At 64.7% G+C, this 19,351-nt stretch carries 18 protein-coding genes; 7 read left to right on the top strand and 11 right to left on the bottom strand.

From position 1 onward, the window contains the following. Window positions 1-49: 49 nt before the first annotated feature. Window positions 50-1,768 (top strand): ABC transporter substrate-binding protein, encoded by a 1,719-nt coding sequence (locus tag IPG14_RS12065; protein WP_343391995.1) that lies wholly within the window; start codon window positions 50-52, stop codon window positions 1,766-1,768. Between the two features lie 113 nt (window positions 1,769-1,881). Here the strand turns inward: IPG14_RS12065 and IPG14_RS12060 are convergent, their stop codons facing one another. The 6 genes from IPG14_RS12060 to IPG14_RS12035 all read right to left on the bottom strand — a co-directional run bounded on the left by IPG14_RS12060 (window position 1,882) and on the right by IPG14_RS12035 (window position 7,641). Next, window positions 1,882-2,400: a methylated-DNA--[protein]-cysteine S-methyltransferase gene (locus tag IPG14_RS12060; RefSeq protein WP_343391994.1), complete on the bottom strand. Its 519-nt coding sequence runs from the start codon at window positions 2,398-2,400 to the stop codon at window positions 1,882-1,884. 39 nt (window positions 2,401-2,439) lie between these two features. Then, on the bottom strand, window positions 2,440-3,405 hold the full coding sequence (locus tag IPG14_RS12055; protein WP_343391993.1) for a transglutaminase domain-containing protein: 966 nt from the start codon (window positions 3,403-3,405) through the stop codon (window positions 2,440-2,442). Then, the gene (locus tag IPG14_RS12050; RefSeq protein ID WP_343391992.1) at window positions 3,329-4,732 is read right to left on the bottom strand and encodes a hypothetical protein; all 1,404 of its coding nucleotides are present in this window, start codon (window positions 4,730-4,732) and stop codon (window positions 3,329-3,331) included. The genes IPG14_RS12055 and IPG14_RS12050 overlap by 77 nt, the downstream gene beginning before the upstream one ends. After that, window positions 4,720-5,970 (bottom strand): DUF58 domain-containing protein, encoded by a 1,251-nt coding sequence (locus IPG14_RS12045; RefSeq protein WP_343386673.1) that lies wholly within the window; start codon window positions 5,968-5,970, stop codon window positions 4,720-4,722. The genes IPG14_RS12050 and IPG14_RS12045 overlap by 13 nt, the downstream gene beginning before the upstream one ends. A 6-nt stretch (window positions 5,971-5,976) precedes the next feature. Then, a complete protein-coding gene (locus tag IPG14_RS12040; protein ID WP_343386672.1) occupies window positions 5,977-6,927 on the bottom strand; it encodes a MoxR family ATPase in 951 nt (316 codons plus the stop codon). 138 nt (window positions 6,928-7,065) lie between these two features. Next, window positions 7,066-7,641 carry a TetR/AcrR family transcriptional regulator gene (locus IPG14_RS12035; RefSeq protein ID WP_343386671.1) on the bottom strand — a complete coding sequence of 192 codons (576 nt, stop codon included), beginning with the start codon at window positions 7,639-7,641 and terminating at the stop codon, window positions 7,066-7,068. Between the two features lie 244 nt (window positions 7,642-7,885). Between IPG14_RS12035 and IPG14_RS12030 the strand changes: the two genes are divergently transcribed. Next, window positions 7,886-10,081 (top strand): MMPL family transporter, encoded by a 2,196-nt coding sequence (locus tag IPG14_RS12030; protein WP_343391991.1) that lies wholly within the window; start codon window positions 7,886-7,888, stop codon window positions 10,079-10,081. A gap of 183 nt (window positions 10,082-10,264) precedes the next feature. Next, window positions 10,265-11,437 (top strand): acyl-CoA dehydrogenase family protein, encoded by a 1,173-nt coding sequence (locus IPG14_RS12025; RefSeq protein ID WP_343391990.1) that lies wholly within the window; start codon window positions 10,265-10,267, stop codon window positions 11,435-11,437. A gap of 9 nt (window positions 11,438-11,446) precedes the next feature. Here IPG14_RS12025 and IPG14_RS12020 read toward each other — a convergent pair whose 3' ends face one another. The 4 genes from IPG14_RS12020 to IPG14_RS12005 all read right to left on the bottom strand — a co-directional run bounded on the left by IPG14_RS12020 (window position 11,447) and on the right by IPG14_RS12005 (window position 15,335). Next, window positions 11,447-12,901 carry an LCP family protein gene (locus IPG14_RS12020; protein WP_343391989.1) on the bottom strand — a complete coding sequence of 485 codons (1,455 nt, stop codon included), beginning with the start codon at window positions 12,899-12,901 and terminating at the stop codon, window positions 11,447-11,449. Window positions 12,902-12,977: 76 nt separating this feature from the next. Beyond that, a complete protein-coding gene (locus tag IPG14_RS12015; protein ID WP_343386667.1) occupies window positions 12,978-14,402 on the bottom strand; it encodes an LCP family protein in 1,425 nt (474 codons plus the stop codon). A 109-nt stretch (window positions 14,403-14,511) separates the two neighbouring features. Continuing rightward, window positions 14,512-14,841 carry a metallopeptidase family protein gene (locus IPG14_RS12010; RefSeq protein ID WP_343392274.1) on the bottom strand — a complete coding sequence of 110 codons (330 nt, stop codon included), beginning with the start codon at window positions 14,839-14,841 and terminating at the stop codon, window positions 14,512-14,514. A gap of 44 nt (window positions 14,842-14,885) precedes the next feature. Next, a complete protein-coding gene (locus IPG14_RS12005; RefSeq protein ID WP_343386666.1) occupies window positions 14,886-15,335 on the bottom strand; it encodes a hypothetical protein in 450 nt (149 codons plus the stop codon). A 103-nt stretch (window positions 15,336-15,438) separates the two neighbouring features. Between IPG14_RS12005 and IPG14_RS12000 the strand changes: the two genes are divergently transcribed. Together IPG14_RS12000 and IPG14_RS11995 are read left to right on the top strand one after the other, a co-directional pair. Continuing rightward, the gene (locus IPG14_RS12000) at window positions 15,439-15,855 is read left to right on the top strand and encodes a hypothetical protein (protein WP_343386665.1); all 417 of its coding nucleotides are present in this window, start codon (window positions 15,439-15,441) and stop codon (window positions 15,853-15,855) included. 42 nt (window positions 15,856-15,897) lie between these two features. Then, complete coding sequence (locus IPG14_RS11995; RefSeq protein ID WP_343386664.1) at window positions 15,898-16,224, top strand: hypothetical protein; 327 nt, start codon at window positions 15,898-15,900, stop codon at window positions 16,222-16,224. A gap of 1 nt (window position 16,225) precedes the next feature. On the opposite strand, the gene rimI is transcribed toward IPG14_RS11995, so the two are convergent. Then, window positions 16,226-16,780, bottom strand: coding sequence for a ribosomal protein S18-alanine N-acetyltransferase (gene rimI / locus IPG14_RS11990; RefSeq protein WP_343386663.1), 555 nt, complete (start codon window positions 16,778-16,780; stop codon window positions 16,226-16,228). Between the two features lie 74 nt (window positions 16,781-16,854). Between rimI and IPG14_RS11985 the strand changes: the two genes are divergently transcribed. Further along, window positions 16,855-17,448 carry a PilZ domain-containing protein gene (locus tag IPG14_RS11985; protein WP_343391988.1) on the top strand — a complete coding sequence of 198 codons (594 nt, stop codon included), beginning with the start codon at window positions 16,855-16,857 and terminating at the stop codon, window positions 17,446-17,448. A gap of 39 nt (window positions 17,449-17,487) precedes the next feature. Continuing rightward, window positions 17,488-19,347, top strand: a complete 1,860-nt coding sequence (locus tag IPG14_RS11980) for a DUF4838 domain-containing protein (RefSeq protein ID WP_343391987.1) — start codon at window positions 17,488-17,490, stop codon at window positions 19,345-19,347. Window positions 19,348-19,351 lie beyond the last annotated feature (4 nt).

The raw sequence follows: 19,351 nt of genomic DNA, 5'->3' as shown, positions 1-19,351 counted from the left end.
GGACAACGCGGCCATCGCGCCGCTCACTCCAGGGGGAAACCAAAACCACATGGCAGATACTGACAACTATTGGCTCCGACGAAAGGTCAGCCGGCGTTCCGCCCTCCGCGGTTCGGCGTTGGCCGGCATGGGCGCCGCAACCTACGCGCTCGTAGGCTGCGGCGACGACGATGACGACGACGATGGCGGCAACGGTGGCGGCGTCCTGCCGACGGCCCAGGCTTCGCCCACGGCGGCGAAGACACCCGTCGCCGGCGGCTCCTTCTCCTTCCAGATCTCGTCCAATCCGCCGAGCCTCGACCCGTACACCCAGACGAGCTTCGTCACGGCGTACAACCACGGGCTCAGCTACTCGAAGCTCTTCCGCTTCAAGGCTGGCACGCCCGACGTCGCTCCGGCCGACAACACGATGGAGACCGACCTCGCCTCGGCGATGCCGGAACAACCAGATCCGCTCACCTTCATCATCAAGATCAAGCCCGGCGCGAAGTTCCAGAACGTCGCCCCGGTGAACGGCCGCGCGGTCACTTCTGACGACATTGTCTACGCGCTCGACCGCTACAAGAACTTCGAAAAGTCCGTGCACAAGACCAGCCTCTCCTTCGTCGACAAGCTGGAGAAGGTCGATGCCGGCACCGTCAAGATCACGACAAAGCTCCCGTACGCCGACTTCGTGAACTACCTCGGCGGCAACATCGGCGCCTGGATCTCCCCGAGGGAAATGGCGGAGAGCCCGGACGCTGCCACCAAGATGGTCGGGTCGGGCCCCTTCATCCTCGATGAATTCAAGACCGGTGTAAGCCTCAAGTACAAGAAGAACCCGGACTACTTCGACAAGCCCTATCCCTACTTCGATGACGTCACGGCCTTCGTCGTCACGGATCAGGCGAAGCGAGTCGCCGACTTCTCCTCCAAGCAGGTGAACCTCACCTGGCTCTTCCTTCCCACTGAGCGCGACCAGCTCAAGAAGGAGCGTGCCGATGCGAAGTTGGAGGAGACGCAGGGTATCGGTGGTTACATCTACCTGCGCACCGACCGCCCGCCCTTCAACGACAAGCGCGTCCGCCAGGCAATCTCGATGGGCCTCAACCGGCCGGCCATCCGTGCCGCTATCTCCAAGGGGGAAGGCGTCGACGAGCAGCTGTATCACGTCGGCTTCCCGTTCGCCCGCCAGGTGAAGGACCTTCCCGCTGCCCAGGCCAAGCTCTGGCAGCACAATATCGCCGAGGCCAAGAAGCTGATGGCCGCGGCAATTGGCGAAGGCAAGACGATCGATACGACATGGGATCACGCCGATGCCGCGATCTACACCCAGGCCTACGTCGATACCGCGACGCTCGCCCAGGCTCAGCTCAAGGAAATCGGCATCAACATCAAGGACCAGACGGCCCCCTACGCCCAGTACATCTCCACGACCTACCAGGGTCAGTACGAGGGCATGGGCCACAGCCCGCGAGCGGTCCCCTACTGGCTCGACTTCGTGACCGAGCGCTTCACCATGAAGCCCGCCCGGGGCCGCATCAATCTCAGCTACGTGAACGACCCGAAGCTTGAAGACCTTCTCGACAAGCAGCGCGGGCAGTTTAAGCAGGAGGAACGCCTCCAGACCGTGAAGCAGATCGAGGAACTCGTCGCCGAGGAGCAGTACGAGATCTACTTCTCGACCGACACCCGGACCTACTTCTGGGACAAGGACATCGAGAACTACCGCCCGACGGCGTGGTTCCCGTACACGCACCTCATGAAGACGTGGCGCGGCAAGGCCTGACCTGCCCGTCCCTTCGCAAGACCACCGGAGGCGCCCGAAAGGGCGCCTTTCTGGTTCCGGGGGCGCCGCGCGAGGAGGCCAAACGAATACAGGCGAGCGGTTTGACGATGGGGTCACCCGACCAGCCGGCGCGGGAGCGCGCCTTCCAGCTCCAACAGGGCGGACTTCATCGCTAGACCCCCGCCGAAGCCGTGGAGAGAACCATCGCTGGCAACCACCCGGTGGCACGGCAACCAGAGCGGTATCGGGTTCGCCCCGACGGCCGCCCCAATCGCGCGAGGAGCATCCGGCTCACCGACGTGGCGTGCGAGCCAGCCGTAGCTGCGCGTCTCTCCCCGGGGGATGTCGCGGAGGGCGAGCCATGTCTTCCGCTGCAGTTCTGAGCCAGTCGTGAGCTCGACCGGGTACGCTTCGATAGGCGCCGGTTCACCGGCGGCGTAGGCAACCAGCAGCGTGGAGACCGCTGTGGAACTCGGGTGGGCGCCGGGTCGGGCGCCGAACGCCCGCAGTTCCCCGAGAGCGGCGTCCTCTGTCCTGTGGAACAGCGTCGCATAACGGATACCGCCGGGCCCGAGCGCGACACCGGCCCAGCCCATCGCCGTTTCGGTCACGATAGCGGCCAGATCAACCATGCGAGGTCAACGTGCCGTCCGCGGGCCGGTAACGGCCGCTCACGTCTTCTTCCGCGGTTTGCGGCGCAACAGCTTCGCAGCGAGCGCTCCGCGGAGACTGTTGTACGAACTCTCAGCGTCGGCGTCGTCGATGCGGACGAGGTCCGGGCGGCCGTACCGAGACTCTTCGTAAGCGTCCGAAAGCTGGATCGCATCGCTTTCGCGGTCGATCGAGCGCCCCATCCGCCGGGACCATTCCCGCGGGGTCTCGGATGGTCTGCTGCCCAGTTTTGCCCAACCGGCCAGCCGCTGCGTCTTGGCCCAGAGCCGGCCCCGGCCATCGAGGTCGCCAAGCCCCCAGTTCCAGGCCATCCGCCCCGCCACCGCCATCGCCACGAAAACGGCGAGGATGCCGGCGAGGCCGATGGCGAGCGGCCAGGGGAACTGACTGTTTACCACCGGCTGTTCCGCCAGTGCGCCCTGCGGAGAGTTCGGGTCGATCTCGATTCCGTCGGGAATCGGGTCGAAGACATCGCTGAAGTCCGGGACGAACGGCTCTTCGCCCGATCCGAACTCCACCGATCCGAGCCCCCCGGCGCCGCCCGAAGGCCGGTCGGCAGTTGGGTTGAAGTTGATCCAGCCATACCCGGGGAAGAAGACCTCCACCCAGGTGTACGCGTTGTCCTTGCGGATCACGTAGCTCGTCTCGTCGCCCGTTTCTGGGTCCAGCGCGTAACCCACCGCCAGCCGGCAGGGGATACCCTCTGTCCGCAGCATCACGCACATCGCGGTCGACTGGTAGTCGAAGTAGCCGCGCTTCAGCTCGAACAGGAGGAATTCAGCGGCATCGCGTCCCGGCGGCGGTGACGGTACTGCCAGGTCATAGGGCATCTGGCGGAGGTACTCTTCGATCGCCTTCGCCTTTTCGTACGGCGTCTGCAGGCGCCGGTCATTGATAATTCGGTCCGTTTCGGCACCGACGCTCGCGGGGAGGTTCTTCGGCAGTTGCAGGTAGCGTTCCTTCACCCAGTCCGGGGTAGTCGCTCGATGCGGCCAGGAGTTGCTCCGCCGTCGCCCGGCTCGTCGAGCCGATGGCCACGTAGGTATCTTTTTCGTTTAGCCCGCGCCTGCTGCGCATCTCTTCGATGTCGCCCGTGAAGCCATCCGGATGCTCCACTAACGTGTCGATGTTCGCCCCGAGCGGCGTGCCAGGCGTCAGCAGCGTGCTTTCGGGGTCGAGGATTGTCACCCGGAGGATCGAGAGTTCCCGGGCGCCGTACGACTCCTGGATCTCCTCGTCGGCAGCGAGCGTGCGCGCATCCACCCGCTCGATGTCCCGTCCCGTGGACTTCCAGCCAGCCCCCGTGTAAGTGTCATAGCTCGTTGCTCGAATCAGGCCGGCTTCTGGACTGTTGATTTCGAACAGCTGCTTCGTCCCGAGTTTCACCTCGCCCTGGATCGGGAGGGTGTCACCGAAACTGTGCAGCTGCGCGCCCTTTCGCGAGTCGATGTTGTGGAACAGCCTCACGAGCGTGTCCGACTGATCCGTGACGGGTTTCGCGATGACGTCAAACGCGCCCTCTATCGCCTTCGCCTGGTTGCCGAGCGGCAACATCCACGCGGCGACGATGAGCCCGATGGTTGCCGCCACCGTTAGCTGGATGGCGCTGACACTGATGAACTCGGGGTACTCCACCCCTTCTTTGCGCCACTGCAGCTGGCTCTTCTGGAGGTGGAGGCGGGCGATGAGGATGATCGCGCCGAACAGGAAGATGATGAACGCCTCTGCCGGCTTCCCTTCGAGGAAGCTGATGTTCGAGAGCAGGATGACTCCGCTCGGCACGACCGCCAACCAGGCGTTGTGCCAGCGGAACAGGCACCAGGCCGCAAAATACGTCGCCAGGAAGAGGAGGGAGTGGACCAGGGCGACGAACGGCAGGTTGTCGTTGCTGATGTCTCCCGCGCGCACCACCTGGTACCACTCTTCCATGCGGACGCGGAAGTCCGCGAGGCGCTCGCCCATCGTCAGCCCATCCGCGTAGCTCTGGACGGCCAGCACGACGATGATCGCGCCGAGCAGCAGCGCGACCGGGTGGATGATCGCCGCGTAGTACCGGATTCGCGCCGCGATCATGCCGATGAGCAGTCCCGCGAGAGTCGTCGGGACGAATGAGGGCATGCCCGGCACCCACCGGGCGTTCTGGAGCGAGACGGCGACCGCCAGGAAAGTGATGACGGCCGCGAAGAAGGTCAGCCAATCCTCCCAGCTCATGACGAGCCGCGGCGCCTTCAGCGCAGCTGCCCCAAGCCGGCGCGATGCGGGGCGCTCCAGGGGAGGGTTTATGCTCGCCACGCGTTTACTCCGCTCGATGTTGGGCTCAGCGCCAGCCCAAGGTCGTCTCCGCGCCGAACCACGTACGTGAGGATATCGCTCGCCGTCAGCTGCCCAAAGAGCAGGAGCGGGGAGCGGGTGTCGCCGAAGGTGCTCGGGTCGATGAGGACGACGGCCGCGCGTACGCCTCGCTGCGTGAGCGACTGGACCGCTGTCAGCCACGAGTCATCCGTGGATGAAGTGATCACGACGAGCGTCGTGTGGCGTCCGAAACGGCGCTGCTCCTCCATCAGGAGGTTGCCGAGCGGGGCATCCCCGACGGCATTCGCTGTGGCCAGCGACTCCAGGATCCGCGTGAGCTGTTGCTGGCCGCGTTCCGGTTCCAGGACGCTCAGGTCGCGGCCGAAGGTCATCAGGCCCACCGGGCGGTTCCCCACGACGTAGTGCCGGGCAATGCTCGCGGCGATGCGGACGCCGTACTCCTCGGTGCTGTCGTCTTCGCGTCCGGCGTTTACCCGCTTTTCGAGGTCGATCACGATCCAGATATCGCTCGCGGGGTCGAGTTCGAACGTCTTCACCATCATCTCGCCTGTCCGCGCGGTGCTCTTCCAGTGGATGCGGTTGAACGCGTCGCCCGGGGCATACTCGCGCACACCCGAGGCGTTCGGGGTCACGTAGTGCGTCCGTCGCCGGAAGCGCCCTTCGCCGGGCAGGTTCGCCGGCGGAGCCTGGAAGTGGGGGAGGTCGACAACCGGGGGATAGACGAGGATTTGCTGCTGTCCGCCAACCAGCCGGACCCGCCGGAAGAGGCCGAAGGGGTCCGACGCCGTGACCCGGAGTGGCCCCCAGTCAAAGAGGCCGCGGCGGCGCAACGGCGTATTCACGATCCAGTTCCGGCTGCGTCGCGGCGGGATGATGACAACCCGCTTGGAGCGGTGGCCGGGGAGGTCGCTGGGGTCTTCGACTTCGAGCCACACTTTTGGCAGGAACGAACGGTTGCGGACTTCGATGATCTCCTGCGCGTCCTGGCCCACCTGGGCCCGGGATGTCTTGCGATCCACATCGGCATCGATGTCGCGTGTGTTCCACCAGACGAGCAGCCACGCCAGCGGCACGGCGATCGCGATGATGTAGACCAGTCGGAACAATAGCCAAAAGCCCGTGCCGAAGGCCGTGAACATCGAGACCAACAGGATCGCGATGACCAGCGAGAGGATCCGGCGTTCGGGGCTGAACAGCGTCCGCACGGTCCGTATCACGGGTGATTACACCCTCGCCCGTGCGCCCGGCACTGGCACCCGCGAAAGGCACTGAGCGACCACGTCGGCCTGGGTCATGCCTTTCACTTTCGCGCCGGGGCTTACGATGACGCGGTGGGCGAGCGTGAAGAGCGCGAGTTCCTTCACATCATCTGGTGTCACGAAGTCGCGGCCTTCCAGCAACGCCTTCGCCTGTGCAGTCCGGAAGAGCGCCAGCGAACCGCGAGGGCTTGCCCCGAGATACACGGCCTCGTGCTCTCGCGTCGCGTTCGAGAGCTGGACGATGTACTGCTTGATCAGGGGGTCAACGTAGATTTCGCGCACGGCCTTCTGCAACTGCAGGATCTCGGTCGCATCGGTCACTTGCTGGAGCGATTCGATCGGGTGGGCGGTCTGTTGCTGATCGAGGACCAACACCTCATCGGTCGGGCTGGGATAGCCCAGATAGATCCTGATGAGAAAACGGTCGAGTTGCGCCTCCGGGAGCGGGAACGTCCCTTCGTACTCGATTGGGTTCTGCGTGGCCAGCACCATGAACGGTTGGGGCATCTTGTAGGTAACGCCATCGACCGTCGCCTGGCGCTCTTCCATCGCTTCGAGCAACGCCGACTGCGTCTTGGGCGTCGCCCGGTTAATCTCATCGGCGAGGACGATCTGGGCGATGATGGGCCCTGCCCGGAACTCGAAGTCACCAGTCTTCTGGTTGTAGATCGAGACGCCGGTGACGTCGCTCGGGAGCAAGTCCGGCGTGAACTGGATTCGCCGGAACGAACAGCCGGTCGAGACCGCGATCGCCCGCGCGAGCATCGTCTTCCCAACGCCCGGTACGTCCTCGATGAGCATGTGGCCGCCGCAGAGCAGCGCCGTCACGGCGAGCCGCAACTCCCGTTGCTTGCCCACGATGACGTGTTCAACGTTCGAGATGATCCGCTCGGCGACGATCTTTGGGTCTTCCACGCAGGCGTGACTCCGGCAGGGCAGTCCGGGCCGTGGCGGGCCAAACCGGTGCCACGCGGCTCCCCTGTTAGTGACCCGGATTATAGCAACCTACCACCGGGCTCCGGTTAAGCGGCTTACCAATCGAAAGCGGGCGGGTTACGCCCGAAGGGCGCGCATGATCAGGTCGGTATATCCGGCGGCCATCTCCTCGGGAGTCGCCGAAGCTCGCAGTGCCAGGTAGGTCAAGGGGTCGCAGGTGCTCACCAGGAACCCGCGAGCAAGGGCCACCGGAATGTCCTTCCGGAACACGCCGAGGGCTATCCCCCGGTGGAAGATCGCCTCCAGGCGCTGGTCCGAAGTGAACTCGATGAAGCGGTCCTTCATCTCCTCGGTGAACGCGCCGGCGATCATGGCCGAAAGCGCCGGGCTCCATCGCTCGAGAATGTGAAACATCCCCCGCACATACACGCCTACCGATTCGGCCGGGTCATCCAGGGCAAGGGCCTCATCGCGCACCGCGTACAGCCGCTGCAGCGTCTCTTCGACGACAGCCCGAAACAGGTCGTCCCTTGTCGCGAAATTGCGGTAGATGGTGCCCACGCCGACCCCGGCTCGCTCCGCGACATCCTTCACCTCGGCGCTGCCGCCGCGCTCTGCGATCACTTCGACCGCGGCATCGAGGATTTTCTGGCGATTGGCGCGCGCGTCAGAACGCTCGGGTGCATGGCCCATGGGCTTCCCCTCTCAGCCGGAAGCATACCATGGATAAACCTGAACCGGAATTCCGATTCACATACTCGATAGCCGTCGCTTCCCAGGGACTGCACTTTGCCAGCCTGGTCTTTTCAGGCGCATACTGGTGGAAACGGAATTTCGATTCCGGAAAACCAAACCACCCAAAGGTATGAGGCGCGCGCCACGACCTGACGGCTACGGTAGATCATCGGTAAGTCCGAAACTCTGGGGGAGTGCCACTTTGGCCGCACGCAAAGCAGCAACCACAAAGCCGTCCACGCTCGAACGCTGGGCACGATTCACTCACCGCCGTCGCGGCACCATCCTTGGCCTCTGGGTCGTCGCGGTGGCTGTTCTCATGTTCGGCATGAGGCAGTACGGTGGCGAGTTCACCGGCGACTTCAGCCTGCCCGGCTCTGAATCCCAACGCGCCCTTGACCTCCTGGAAGGCCGGTTCCCGGCCCGTGCCGGCGCCGAGGCTGACCTGCTCTTCAAAGACGCCCGAGGCATGAACGCTCCCGAGGCGAAAGCCGTCGCAGACCAGGTAATCTCCGAACTGGCGGCGAACGAGCTCATTGCCGAGGTCGAGTCCCCCTATGAGAATCCGGCATTCATCTCCCGCGACGGGACTATCGCCCGGGCGGTCCTCCGTTTCAACGGCCGCCAGGACGACATCGACAGCGCGGCCGCCAAAGAAATCATGAACATCGTCGATGCCTACAACGGCAAGGATGGAGTCCAGGTCGAGGTCGGCGGCGATGCGATCATGTTCAACGAGCAGCCCGAGTTCGGCTCAGAAATGCTCGGCATGCTCGCGGCAGTTGTCATCTTGATGATCGCTTTCGGCTCCGTCGTGGCGATGGGGCTCCCGATCGCCTCAGCGCTCTTCGGACTGTTCTCCGGGTTCGCGTCCATCGCCCTGCTCGCGAACTTCCTCGGTTTCCCCGAGTTCAGCGGTCAGTTCGCGGCAATGATCGGCATCGGTGTCGGCATCGACTACAGCCTCCTGGTGGTTACCCGCTTCCGGGAAGGGCTCCACGCCGGGCGTCCCGTCGAGGATTCGGTGGTCATGGCCGTCACCACCGCCGGCAAGTCAGTCATCTTCGCCGGCGTCGTCGTCGCCATCGCGTTCCTCGGCCTCTTCGTCATGGGGCTTCCGTTCATCGCCATGCTCGGGACTTCCGGCGCCATCGTCGTCCTCCTCGCAGTCGTCGTCGCGCTTACCATCACTCCGGCGCTCCTTTCGCTCGTCGGCCATCGGATCGATAGCTGGAAGGTGCCGTTCTTGCACCAGACCGAAGGCGTCGACCCGAGTAGCCTCTGGTACCGGCTGAGCCGCCGCATCCAGCGCCACCCGCTGCCCTTCGCGCTCGCCGCGGCAGGCACCCTCCTGGTGATGGCATCGCCCCTGCTCGTGATGGACCTCGGATTCACCGATGCAGGAAATGGCAGCACAGAACTTCACAGTCGCCGCGCATACGACCTGCTGGCTGAAGGCTTCGGGCCAGGGTTCAACGGCCCCATCGTCGCCGTTGTCGACCTCGGAGAAGACGCGAAGGAGTCCGTCCAAGAAGCGTTGGCAGTGATCGCAAAGGACCCGGGCGTGGCCGCTGTTTCACCGCCGTTCTTCAACGAGGGCGGCGATACCGCCGTGTTTTCTATCTTCCCGACGACCAAGCCGCAGAGCGATCACACGACCGACCTGGTCAACCGGTTGCGCTCGGATGTTCTCCCCGGGCTCGAAACGGGCGGCGCCGACTACTACCTCTCCGGGTCGACCGGCTTCAACATCGATGCCGCCAACCAGATCCAGGAACGCATGCCCCTGCTCTTCCTGGGAGTCATCGGGATGAGTTTCATCCTCCTCACGGCAGTCTTCCGCTCGGTCGTCATCGCGATCAAGGCCGCGATCATGAACCTGCTCAGCATCGGCGCCGCCTACGGAGTCCTCGTTGCCATCTTCCAGTGGGGCTGGGGAGGTAACCTCATCGGGGTCGACAAGGGCCCGGTCGAAGTCTTCTTGCCGATGATGATGTTCGCCATCCTCTTCGGGCTCTCGATGGACTACGAGGTGTTCCTCATCAGCCGCATTCGGGAGGAGTACCTCAACGGCGCAGACACCCCAACCGCGGTGGCCAATGGCCTTACGGCGACAGCCCGCGTGATTACGGCTGCAGCCGCGATCATGGTCACCGTCTTCCTCGCTTTTGTCCTCGGGCCAGACCGGGTGATCAAAGAGTTCGGGATCGGCCTCGCCACCGCCATCCTGGTCGATGCAACAATCGTCCGCCTGTTCCTTGTCCCCTCGACGATGGAACTGCTGCGCGATGCCAACTGGTGGATGCCGAAGTGGCTCGACCGTCTCCTCCCGGACATCAATGTCGATGGCCCGCACGATGCCCCCGTCGCATCGGGCGCAGGTGCCGGCGGCAAGTAACCGCGTCACCCCGCTCAGCAACAACGAAGGACCTCGACGTCAACGTCGGGGTCTCTTCATGTCCAGCGACCGCCGGAAAGAGCCAGATTGCGTGCCGGTGCCATGCGAGCCCCATCGATGGTCTCGGATCCGGCGGGTAGTACGATTCGCCCTCGAAGCCACCAGTCCACCACAATTCCCCCGATGGACTGGGTTACTGCCGCCCGCGAACTCGCTGCCACTTTCGCCCTTCGTGCCCCTGAGCACGACAGGGCAGGCTCGTTCCCCTTCGAGAACTTCGCGGACCTCCGCGCAGCCGGATTCTTCGGGTTGACCGTGCCCGAACGCTTCGGCGGCGCCGAAGTCCCGCTCGCCACGTATCTCGCTGTGCTGGAGGCGCTCGCCAGGGGCGATGGTTCGACGGCGCTCGCCTTCATGATGCACCTGAAGACCTTTGGGCAGGAGCGCGACGCGCCTTCCTACCCTCCCGAATGGTTGGGACAGATGGCCCGCGGCGCGCTCGAGCATGGTTACCTGGTCAACACAGTCGCGACGGAAGAGGGGCTTGGCTCGCCCGCTGGGGGCGGGCTCCCGGAGACCGTCGCGATCCCGAGTGGCGACGGCTGGCTGCTGGATGGGCGCAAGACTTTCGCGACGCTCGCTCCCGTACTCCACTACTTCATCGTCCTCGCTCGCGTCCCGGTTCTCGAAGGAGAGACACCGCGAGTCAGCAACTTCATGGTGCTCCGCACTGACCCCGGTGTGCGCATCGAAGAGACATGGGACAGCCTGGGCATGCGCGCCACCGGTTCCCACGATGTGGTTTTCGACGGCGTTCGGCTTTCGCCGGAGCGCCTGCTGAACGGTCGTGCCCTCGGCGCTGGCGACGCGCGTGGCGGCGCGGGCATGGCGTGGTTCGCCCTCGGCATCTGCGCGGTCACACTCGGCGTGGCCACGGCCGCACGAGACTACGCAGTGACCTACGCACGTGAACGCACGCCGAACTCCAACCGCACGATTAAGGACTACCCGGGCGTGCGGACGCGGATCGCCAGGATGGACCTGCTCATCCAGCGCAGCCGGGCGCTGATGGATGACGCCTGCCGGGCATGGGAAGCCGGGTCGTCCGAAGGTATGCCCGTCCTCAACCGGGTTGCCGTCGCCAAGATCGAGGCCCTGAATAGCTGCATCGAGGCCGTTGACCTGGCCATGCGAGTCGTTGGCGGCGTTAGCCTCCAGAAGTCCCGGCCCATCGAGCGGTACTACCGTGACGTTCGCGCGCCACTCCACAATCCGCCACTCGAAGACCGCGCGCTCGAGATGCTGGCCCGCAGCGCGCTCGATGAACCGATCGAGCCTGCTGGGCCGGCGGAGTAACCCGCGTGTCTAGCCCCCGGGGACCTTGAAGTCCTTGCCGATCACGATCACGACGTCGGGGAGGCTGGAATCGGACTTGGAGAGCGTCACGATTTCAGATTCCGGGACCCCCATCCACTTCGCGATATCCTTCGCGAGTGCTTCTTTGTCGTTTCCGTAGAGCGTGATGGTGGTGTGCGGCTGGGCCGCCTGGTCGGGGCCGAAGTACACCGTGGGCAAGCCCTTGCTGTAGGCAAGGTAGCGCCCCAGCGCCGCCGCTCGCACACTGCCGTCTTCCCCGTAACCGTTCTGGATCTCGACTGCCGAGGCGCTGTACTGAGACTTGGTGAACACCTGGCTCAGCCAGTACTGCACGTTCTCTGCGTCCCAGAGTTGGACTGCTGCGCCGCCGGGTGTCATATGGCCCGTCATTGTCGGTACATCGTTCACCGGGTCACCGAGGGAGTACGCCGCCAGCCGGCCGTTCGTATCTTTGAGCAGGGCCGCGTAGCCGGGCATCTTCGACTTTGGGATGTCCGTTCGCACGGTGGATGCGTAGGCGTCCCAGAGACCCAGGGGGTCGTTGAGCATCTGCAGAGAGAAGACTTTCGCGAGCGCCGCTTTCAACACGAGTTGCTGCCGCTTCACCCTCTTGAAATCACTGTCGTACTCGCGGTGGCGCCCAAAGGCGACGGCATGATACCCGTCCAGTTTGTTGATCCCGGACGGAAAACTCACCCACACTCCATTCAGGTCGTCGTCGCTATAGAACCAGTTTGGCACCGAAAGGTCGTACGGGATGTCGACTTCAACGCCGCCCACGGAATCAACCAGCTTCTCCACTCCCTTGAAGTCCAGGACGATGTAGTGGTCGATCTCAATCCCGAAGTTCGCCTTCAGGTCCACCTTCAACTGATCGATTCCCGCGCTCACCGATTTCCCGTTGCGTACGCCCACCCCGAAGGAGGTGTTGATCCGGTCTTCGTACTGGAAGTCCTTCGTATGAATGTCGATGAGCATGTCGCGCGGGAAGCTCAGGACACTGCTCGTCTTCCCTACCGGGTCGATCGTGGCGACCATGATGGTGTCGGTCAGGTGGCCGGCGTTTTCATTGTCCGGGATTGGAAGCGGCTGCCCGTCGTTCCCGTAAGCCGGCCGGCGGTCCACTCCGAGTACCAGCAGGTTGATGCGCTTGTTGAAGATGCTCGCGTCGGACGGCGCTTTGATCGGCACAAGCGGCGTATCAAGCGCCGCCAGCGGCCGGATAATGCTCAGAGACGTCAGATCCTTGCCGGGAAACAGCGCCGGGGTGACTCGCGCCAGCAGGGCGATGCTCGAGTACGTCGACGCCAGCCCGAAGACCAGCAGCGCGAACACGAATAGCAAACGTTGCATGGCGGAGATCGGCCTGGCCGCCGCGCGGGGATGCGACCGCTTTCTCTGCACCGGGATAGCCAGCGTCGACTCTTCGATGCGTGTCGCCACGAACTCAAACTATGCGGCCCACTCGCGAAGGGTCAATTGCCCCCACAGCCGGGAGAGCGCCCGGTTAAGCCGCCGCTTACCGGCTTCCGGGAATCACGAAGTCCGCACCTACGACGACGCTGATGTCCGGCGAGGACGTGTCGTCCGCAGACACGGGCTGCACCACGACACCGTCCTTCTGCAGCCCGAGCCACTCGGCGATGTCGTCTGCGGCCGAACGTTGCGCCTCCCGGTGGAGGATGACTCTTGTCTTCGCCGATGCGGCGGCGTCGTCCCCGTAGTAGACCGTCACGAGGCCCTTTGAATAGACGAGGTACCGCCCAAGTGCCGCCGTCCTGGAGTTCCCCTGCTCGGCGTTCCCGAAGCCGTTCCGAAGCTCGACCACAGCGTCCGCGTGGCGCGTTACCGGGAAGGCGCGGGCAAGCCAGTACTGCACGTTCTCCGGGTTCCACTTGAGCACCGCAGCACCGTCTTCCATCGTGAAAGGGATCATCGTTGGCACGCCGTCCACGGGGTCGCCCAGGGAGTAGGTCAGCATGCTCCCGTTCGTGCGCTTCCCAATATCAGCCAGGCCGAGCATCGATCCCCTCGGAATGTCCGTCTTCACGAAGGAGTTGTAGGCATCCCAGAGCTCGAACGGGTCCCGGCCGATGATCCCGCTGGAAAAGGTCTTATCGACTGCCGCTTTCACCACCAGTTGCTGCCGCTTGATCCGGTAGAGGTCGCTGTCGCCTTCGCGGTTCCGCCCAAACGCGACGGCATGGTACCCGTCGAGGTGGTTTACCCCGGTTGGGAAGCTGATGTAGCGGGCGTGGAGGTCGTCGTCGCTGTAGTACCAGTCGTAGATCGAGAGCTCTTCCGGTACGTCCACGGTCACGCCCCCGAGCGAATCGACGAGCCCTTCGACGCCCTTGAAGTCGATCAGGATCGAGTAGTCGATCTCGATCGCGAAGTCGTTCATCAGGTCCCGTTTCACCTGCTCGATCCCGGATGACCGGCTGCCGCCGTCGTCCACGCCGATGCCGTAAGAGCGATTGATCCGTCCCTGGAAGCTCGATCCATCCTTCCGTGTGATCTTGATGAGCATGTCGCGCGGGAAGCTCAGGAGCGTGGTCTTCTTCGTGACCGGGTCGATCGATGCGACCATCACCACGTCGGTCAGGTACACACCGGTCTGGTCTTCACGGAACTCGTACTGGGGCCGCTTGTCGATGCCAAGGACGAGGACATGAATAGGGTCGGTGAACGAGCCGGTGGCTGAGGCGGAGGGGACGCTGACCACTCTGTCCAGCAATGCGACCACGCCTACGTTGTTCAGCGAGCGGCCGGGGAAGAGCGCGGGTGTCACCCGGGCGAGCATGGCTACACCCGTGTAAGAAGCCGCGAGGAACAGCGTCAGGACGGCGAACGCGTAGAGCGCTCGCTGGCCTCCGGACGCCAGTGCCGGCGCCCTTCGAACCATCGAACCTGGTTGCCGGAGTGCGTATCCACCGCCCGCCATGAATTCCCACCGTCGCAGGCGGCGATGCCACCGTCAATCCGAGGGAAACACCCGGTTACCCGCTCTCGCCCAGGAATTTGCCGACATTTTGCATGGCGAGACTCGGCCTTTACCCCATGCCAAGCTGGTGCAGCCGGTCGTCGTCGATTCCAAAGTAGTGGCCAAGCTCGTGCAGCACCGTCTTTCGAACCTGCTCCCGGATCTCGTCATCGTCCCGGCAAACGGCTTCAATGTGCTCCTGGTAGATGCTGATCTTGTCGGGAGCGACCAGGTTGTAGTACTCGCCGCGTTTCGTCAGCGGGATCCCGTGGTACAGCCCGAGGAGGAGCCCTCCCGGGCCGAGCTTCGCCTGTTTTCGGTCGCGCGCAGTCGGCCGACGCTCGATCACGATGTCAACGTTGTGGACGCTCTTCAGGAGATCGGGCGGCAACGAGGCCACCGCCTCACGCACCAGCCGCCGGAATTCGGCGCGTTCCAGCGCGTTTACCGCTTCGCCGGGGAGGCGTCCCAGAGCGTCTTGAAACCCTCGCCGCCACGCACGGCCGCACGTTGGTGCTCGTCTTCAGCGCTCACCAACTCCGCCAGCGCCTGTTCGGCTTCGCGGACGGATTCGGGATGTCCGCTATCCACAAGCCGGGCGTTCACTTCCCGCCAGGCCTCGGTCTCTCCGAGCGATCGGGTGAATCGCGGCCAGTAGACCATCACGATCTTCTCCGGGTCACGGAAGCGCGGACGGATCTTGCGAAGGTTCGCGTATCGTTCCTGGACGCTCTTCACCGGTTCGACGAGCCGCACGGCGGGTCCGTCGATGTCGCTGCAGCGAAAGTCCAGGAGCAGCCGTTGGCCCACGGTGACGAATCTCAGGACGATGACTTCGTGGCTCCGGATCGTCGAGGCGATCTCGCCGAGGTCGATGTTGTAATCGTTATCCACCGTACGGCAGTGTACGTTGCGAGCGCCCGCCCGGCCACCGTCTCGCCTCTCAAAACACCCAACTGTCACCAAGAGCACAGCCACTCTGCCGATTACTTCAGTGATGGCGCTCTTCGGCAGGTCGACGGCACACCGGAAGGTGGAACGGCTCATTCGCGACGGTGTGGGAGTCCGCGAAGCATGCTGGCCCATCGATGCGGCAGGCTCTGGGACGGCCGATGCGCTCGTCGACGATGTCATTGGTTGGGTGCGCTCGTCCATGGGCGCCATGCGCCGCCCGTACGGTATCGACCACGTCGCGCTCGCGCTCGCAGCCCGCGATGAAGGCGGGCGGGTCGTCTGCAGCAACAGCCTCGGTGTCTTGCGGCCCGGGAGCTTCTACGCCGATGAGGGCGCCGAGCAGGTCCGGGCCTTCCTTGGCGATGCCAGCCGCGCGATGCACGGCCGGCCTGGCGAAATGGTCGGCGCGCTCCTGAGCCTGGGCGACATCGCCTTCGAACTCAACGCCCGTGCCGCCTGACAGGCGGTGATCGTTGCGCCACGAATCGGTACACTCCCACGCATGACCAGCGTTTCCGATCCCGCACGTGCTCGTGACCGCATCCAGTCGCAGATCGATAGCATCGGCCGCCTGCGCGGCAGTGGCCCCAACCCATTTGACTATGACCTCTGGAACAGCCGGACACTCGAAGTGCTTGGGGCGGTCTACGGGCAGGACTCCGCGGAAATGCACCGGTACATGGCGGCGGCCGGCGAACGCGGACGGCTTCCCGGCGTGCGGGGCCAGGCCGAGAACATGACCCTTAACATCCACGGCCCCTGGGGCATCCTGAAGCGGCTCGAACGCGCAGAAGCCGTCCTCGCAGACCTCGTCCGTTCCCTGTCTTGATTCAGGCGAGCCCGGCGGGGATCAGGTCGATCCCCGGGTACTGTTCCTCAATGCCGGCCGCGATCCGCGCGAGACGCCTCCGGTAAGCCTCGCCCTGGATGTCCTCAGTCGTCATGATCACTGCGTCCTCGCGGTTGTCCGCGTAGTAGCGCTTTCGCGTGCCCACTTCGTAGAAGCCGAAAGAACGATACAGCCCCCGCGCCGCCTCATTCGAAACCCGCACCTCCAGGGTTGCCATCGTCATGCCATGTTCGATGGCCACGGCCATGAGTCCCGCCACCAGGATCCGGCCGAAGCCCTTGCGCCGAGACTCCGGCAACACCGCAACGGTTACAACGTGGGCTTCATCCACCATCAGCCATAGCCCCGCGAACCCGTCGATCCGGCCCGTCCCGGCATCCCGCAGGACGATGTACCGGGCCATCCCGTTCTGGGTGAGCTCCCGCTCGAACGCCGTCGCGGGCCATCCCGGAGAGTACGCGAGCTGTTCAACCGACATCACCTCGGTGGCATCCGCCGGGTGCATCATCGAGAGTGTGGGGGGAAGTTGGCTCACCGGTGCCATTTTCAGGCTTCATCGCCGCTGGAAACAGCACTCAGGAATCCTGGCGATGCGCCGATAACCATGACATGAACGGAGCGCCCATACCGGGCATGCCCGTGGTCGTCGTTCTGCGGACACCCAGACCGGTTCAGTGGCAGGGCGAAGTCGTCGCGGTGCGCGAAACGTCGTTGGCCGTCCGCGTGAAAAATGCCCCCGAGTCCTGGGATCCGAACGGCCCCTATGTCGTGATTTGCGGTACGCCGGGTTCCCGCCTGACGGCCCAGGCGCATCTCGTCGCGCGGAACGGCGAGGTGACGGCCTTTAAGGTCCTGGGGAACTGGAAGCCGCTGGACTTGCGTCGGGACCAGCGCTTCGCCACGGACTTGCGGGTCGAAGTCCGCTCAGTGCTTGGCAGTTCTCGCCAGCAGGGCCGCCTCATCGATGTCTCGCTCGGCGGGGCAGCGGCCGTCGTTGAGAGTCGCCCCGGCGGCAGCCAGGTCGAGATCGGCATCGCCGCCCAGGGCTACTCCGCCCGTCTCCTGTGCGACCTGGTCGGTTCCAGCCAGGTGGGTGACGAGACGGTCATTCACCTGCGCTTTAAAGACCTTACGCCGCCGCACCAGGCCTTCGTCCGCAACCTCGTCGCCTGGCTGCTCGAAACGGAAGAGCGCGCTTCGTAGTCTCCCCCGCCGAGCCACAGGCGAGTACCATGCGCGGCCGTGGCACTGCGCGCGTCCGACTTCGACCCCGGCTCGATCGTGCACGACTCCGCCGATGGTGTCCTCGCATTCGCAGCGGCAGAACTCCGCGAACACCTCACCGGAGCGGGCGCCGCAGGGACGGTGCGCATTAGTCTGGCCACGGGCACTCGCGCTACCGATGGCTTCGTTGTAACCGCCGCGCCGTCCGCCATCGTGATCACCGGGGAATCTCCGCGCGGGACGCTGAATGGCGCGTACTGGCTCCTCGAAAAGCTCGGCTTCGCCTGGGTGCGGCCGGGCCAGGCGGGCACACGCTTCGTTCCCGGCCTGGCCCTGGCCGACGGCGAATACCGCGAGAGGCCGTCCTTCCCCCGGCGCACGCTCATCCTGGGGAACGACGCTCTCCACGACGACTGGCGGGACTGGCTTGAGTTCGCCAGCCGCAATCGCTACAACAGCCTCTTCGTTCACGATACGCCGCCGAGTGTGCTGGACCGCGGCGGCGCCTCCCGGCCGTCCACAGCCGAGGGACTCGCGAGCGATGGGCGGGGCTGGATGTTCGAACTATGGGACGCTGACGGGGCAGCTATCTGCCGGGAAGCGGCGCGGCGCGGCGTCGCGCTTCAGTTCGGCGGGCACCACCTCCCGGGCCTCCTCAGTCGCCTGCTCTTCGCCGAACATCCGGACTGGTTCCCATTCCGCACGGAAGGTCGAGACGCCCGCTACAACCTCTGCACATCCAGCCCGGGAGCCATCCGGGAGGTCCGGGCGCGGGCGCGCGAGTTCTTCACGCGCTTCTCGGGCGCCGCTGCCTATCACCTGTGGGCCGACGACATCACCGGAGGAGGCTGGTGCTCGTGCGACGACTGTGGACGGCTGTCTCCGTCTGACCAGGCCCTCAGGGCAACGAATGTGCTGGCCGGGGTCCTGACTGAAGTCGATCCATCCGCGGTGATCGCTCACCTCGCCTACCACGACACGATCGCGCCACCCAGGGAACCCACCCCCGCGGGCAACGTTACGGCGCTGTACGCGCCCCGAAACCGGAACTACGCATTTCCGATCGATGACGAGACATGTTCCAGGAATGCTGCGGGGCACTTTGCCGAGCTCCTGGGGCTGCGCGACACCTTCGCCGCCCGCGCCGAGTCTCTCGCCGTGTTCGAGTACTACAGCGATGCCGTCCTGTTAAAATGGATGGCCCCGCCGAGTCTCCGAGTTCTGCCTGCCGACGCCCGGGCCTACTGCCGCGCGGGCGTCCACGACTTCGGCAACCTTGCGGTTACGCCTCGCCCCTGGGTCGGTCCGGCGTGGCATGCCTGGTGGTTCGCGCGTTGCGCGTGGAACGCCGAGGCCGATGCATCGGCCGAACTCGCGGGATTCTGCCGCGCGTCGTTCGGCGAGGATGCGGACACGTTCGTCCGGCTGTACGAAGACCTCGACAGTGCCTATCGGTCACTGCTCGATCTGGGTGAGCTCGAACGTATCCCGCGCCACGACGTGCTCGACTTTTCAGATACCCCGCGCTCGGCCCTCACCCGCAAAGCCGTCCAGCTTCGGGAAGCCATAAACACGATGAACGGGGCGGTTTCCCACCTCCCGATCGTTCCCGGCGGGCTTGGCAGTGCATTCCGCCAGGACCTCGCCGTCCAGCTCGCTGCCGCAAACCACATCGCCTGCCGCGTGTCCGCCTGGGAGGCAGCCCTCGCTGGCCGCCGGGAAGAGGCCGAAACCGCGCTCTCACTCGCGCGTTTCCACCTCAGTGCCCTGGGGGACTGGGACCACACGCACACCCCGCCTGGCTACGCGAACCTCTCCCGGGGAATGTTGCGTGCTGCCGCCTGGCACACGGAGCGAGTTTCCGGTCTCATCGAATAGGCGG

The organism is Candidatus Amarobacter glycogenicus (genome assembly GCF_016704105.1).
Classification (GTDB): domain Bacteria; phylum Chloroflexota; class Dehalococcoidia; order Tepidiformales; family Tepidiformaceae; genus Amarobacter; species Amarobacter glycogenicus.
The sequence above is the reverse complement of the archived record's forward strand: the minus strand, read 5'-3'. Positions and strand labels throughout refer to the sequence as shown.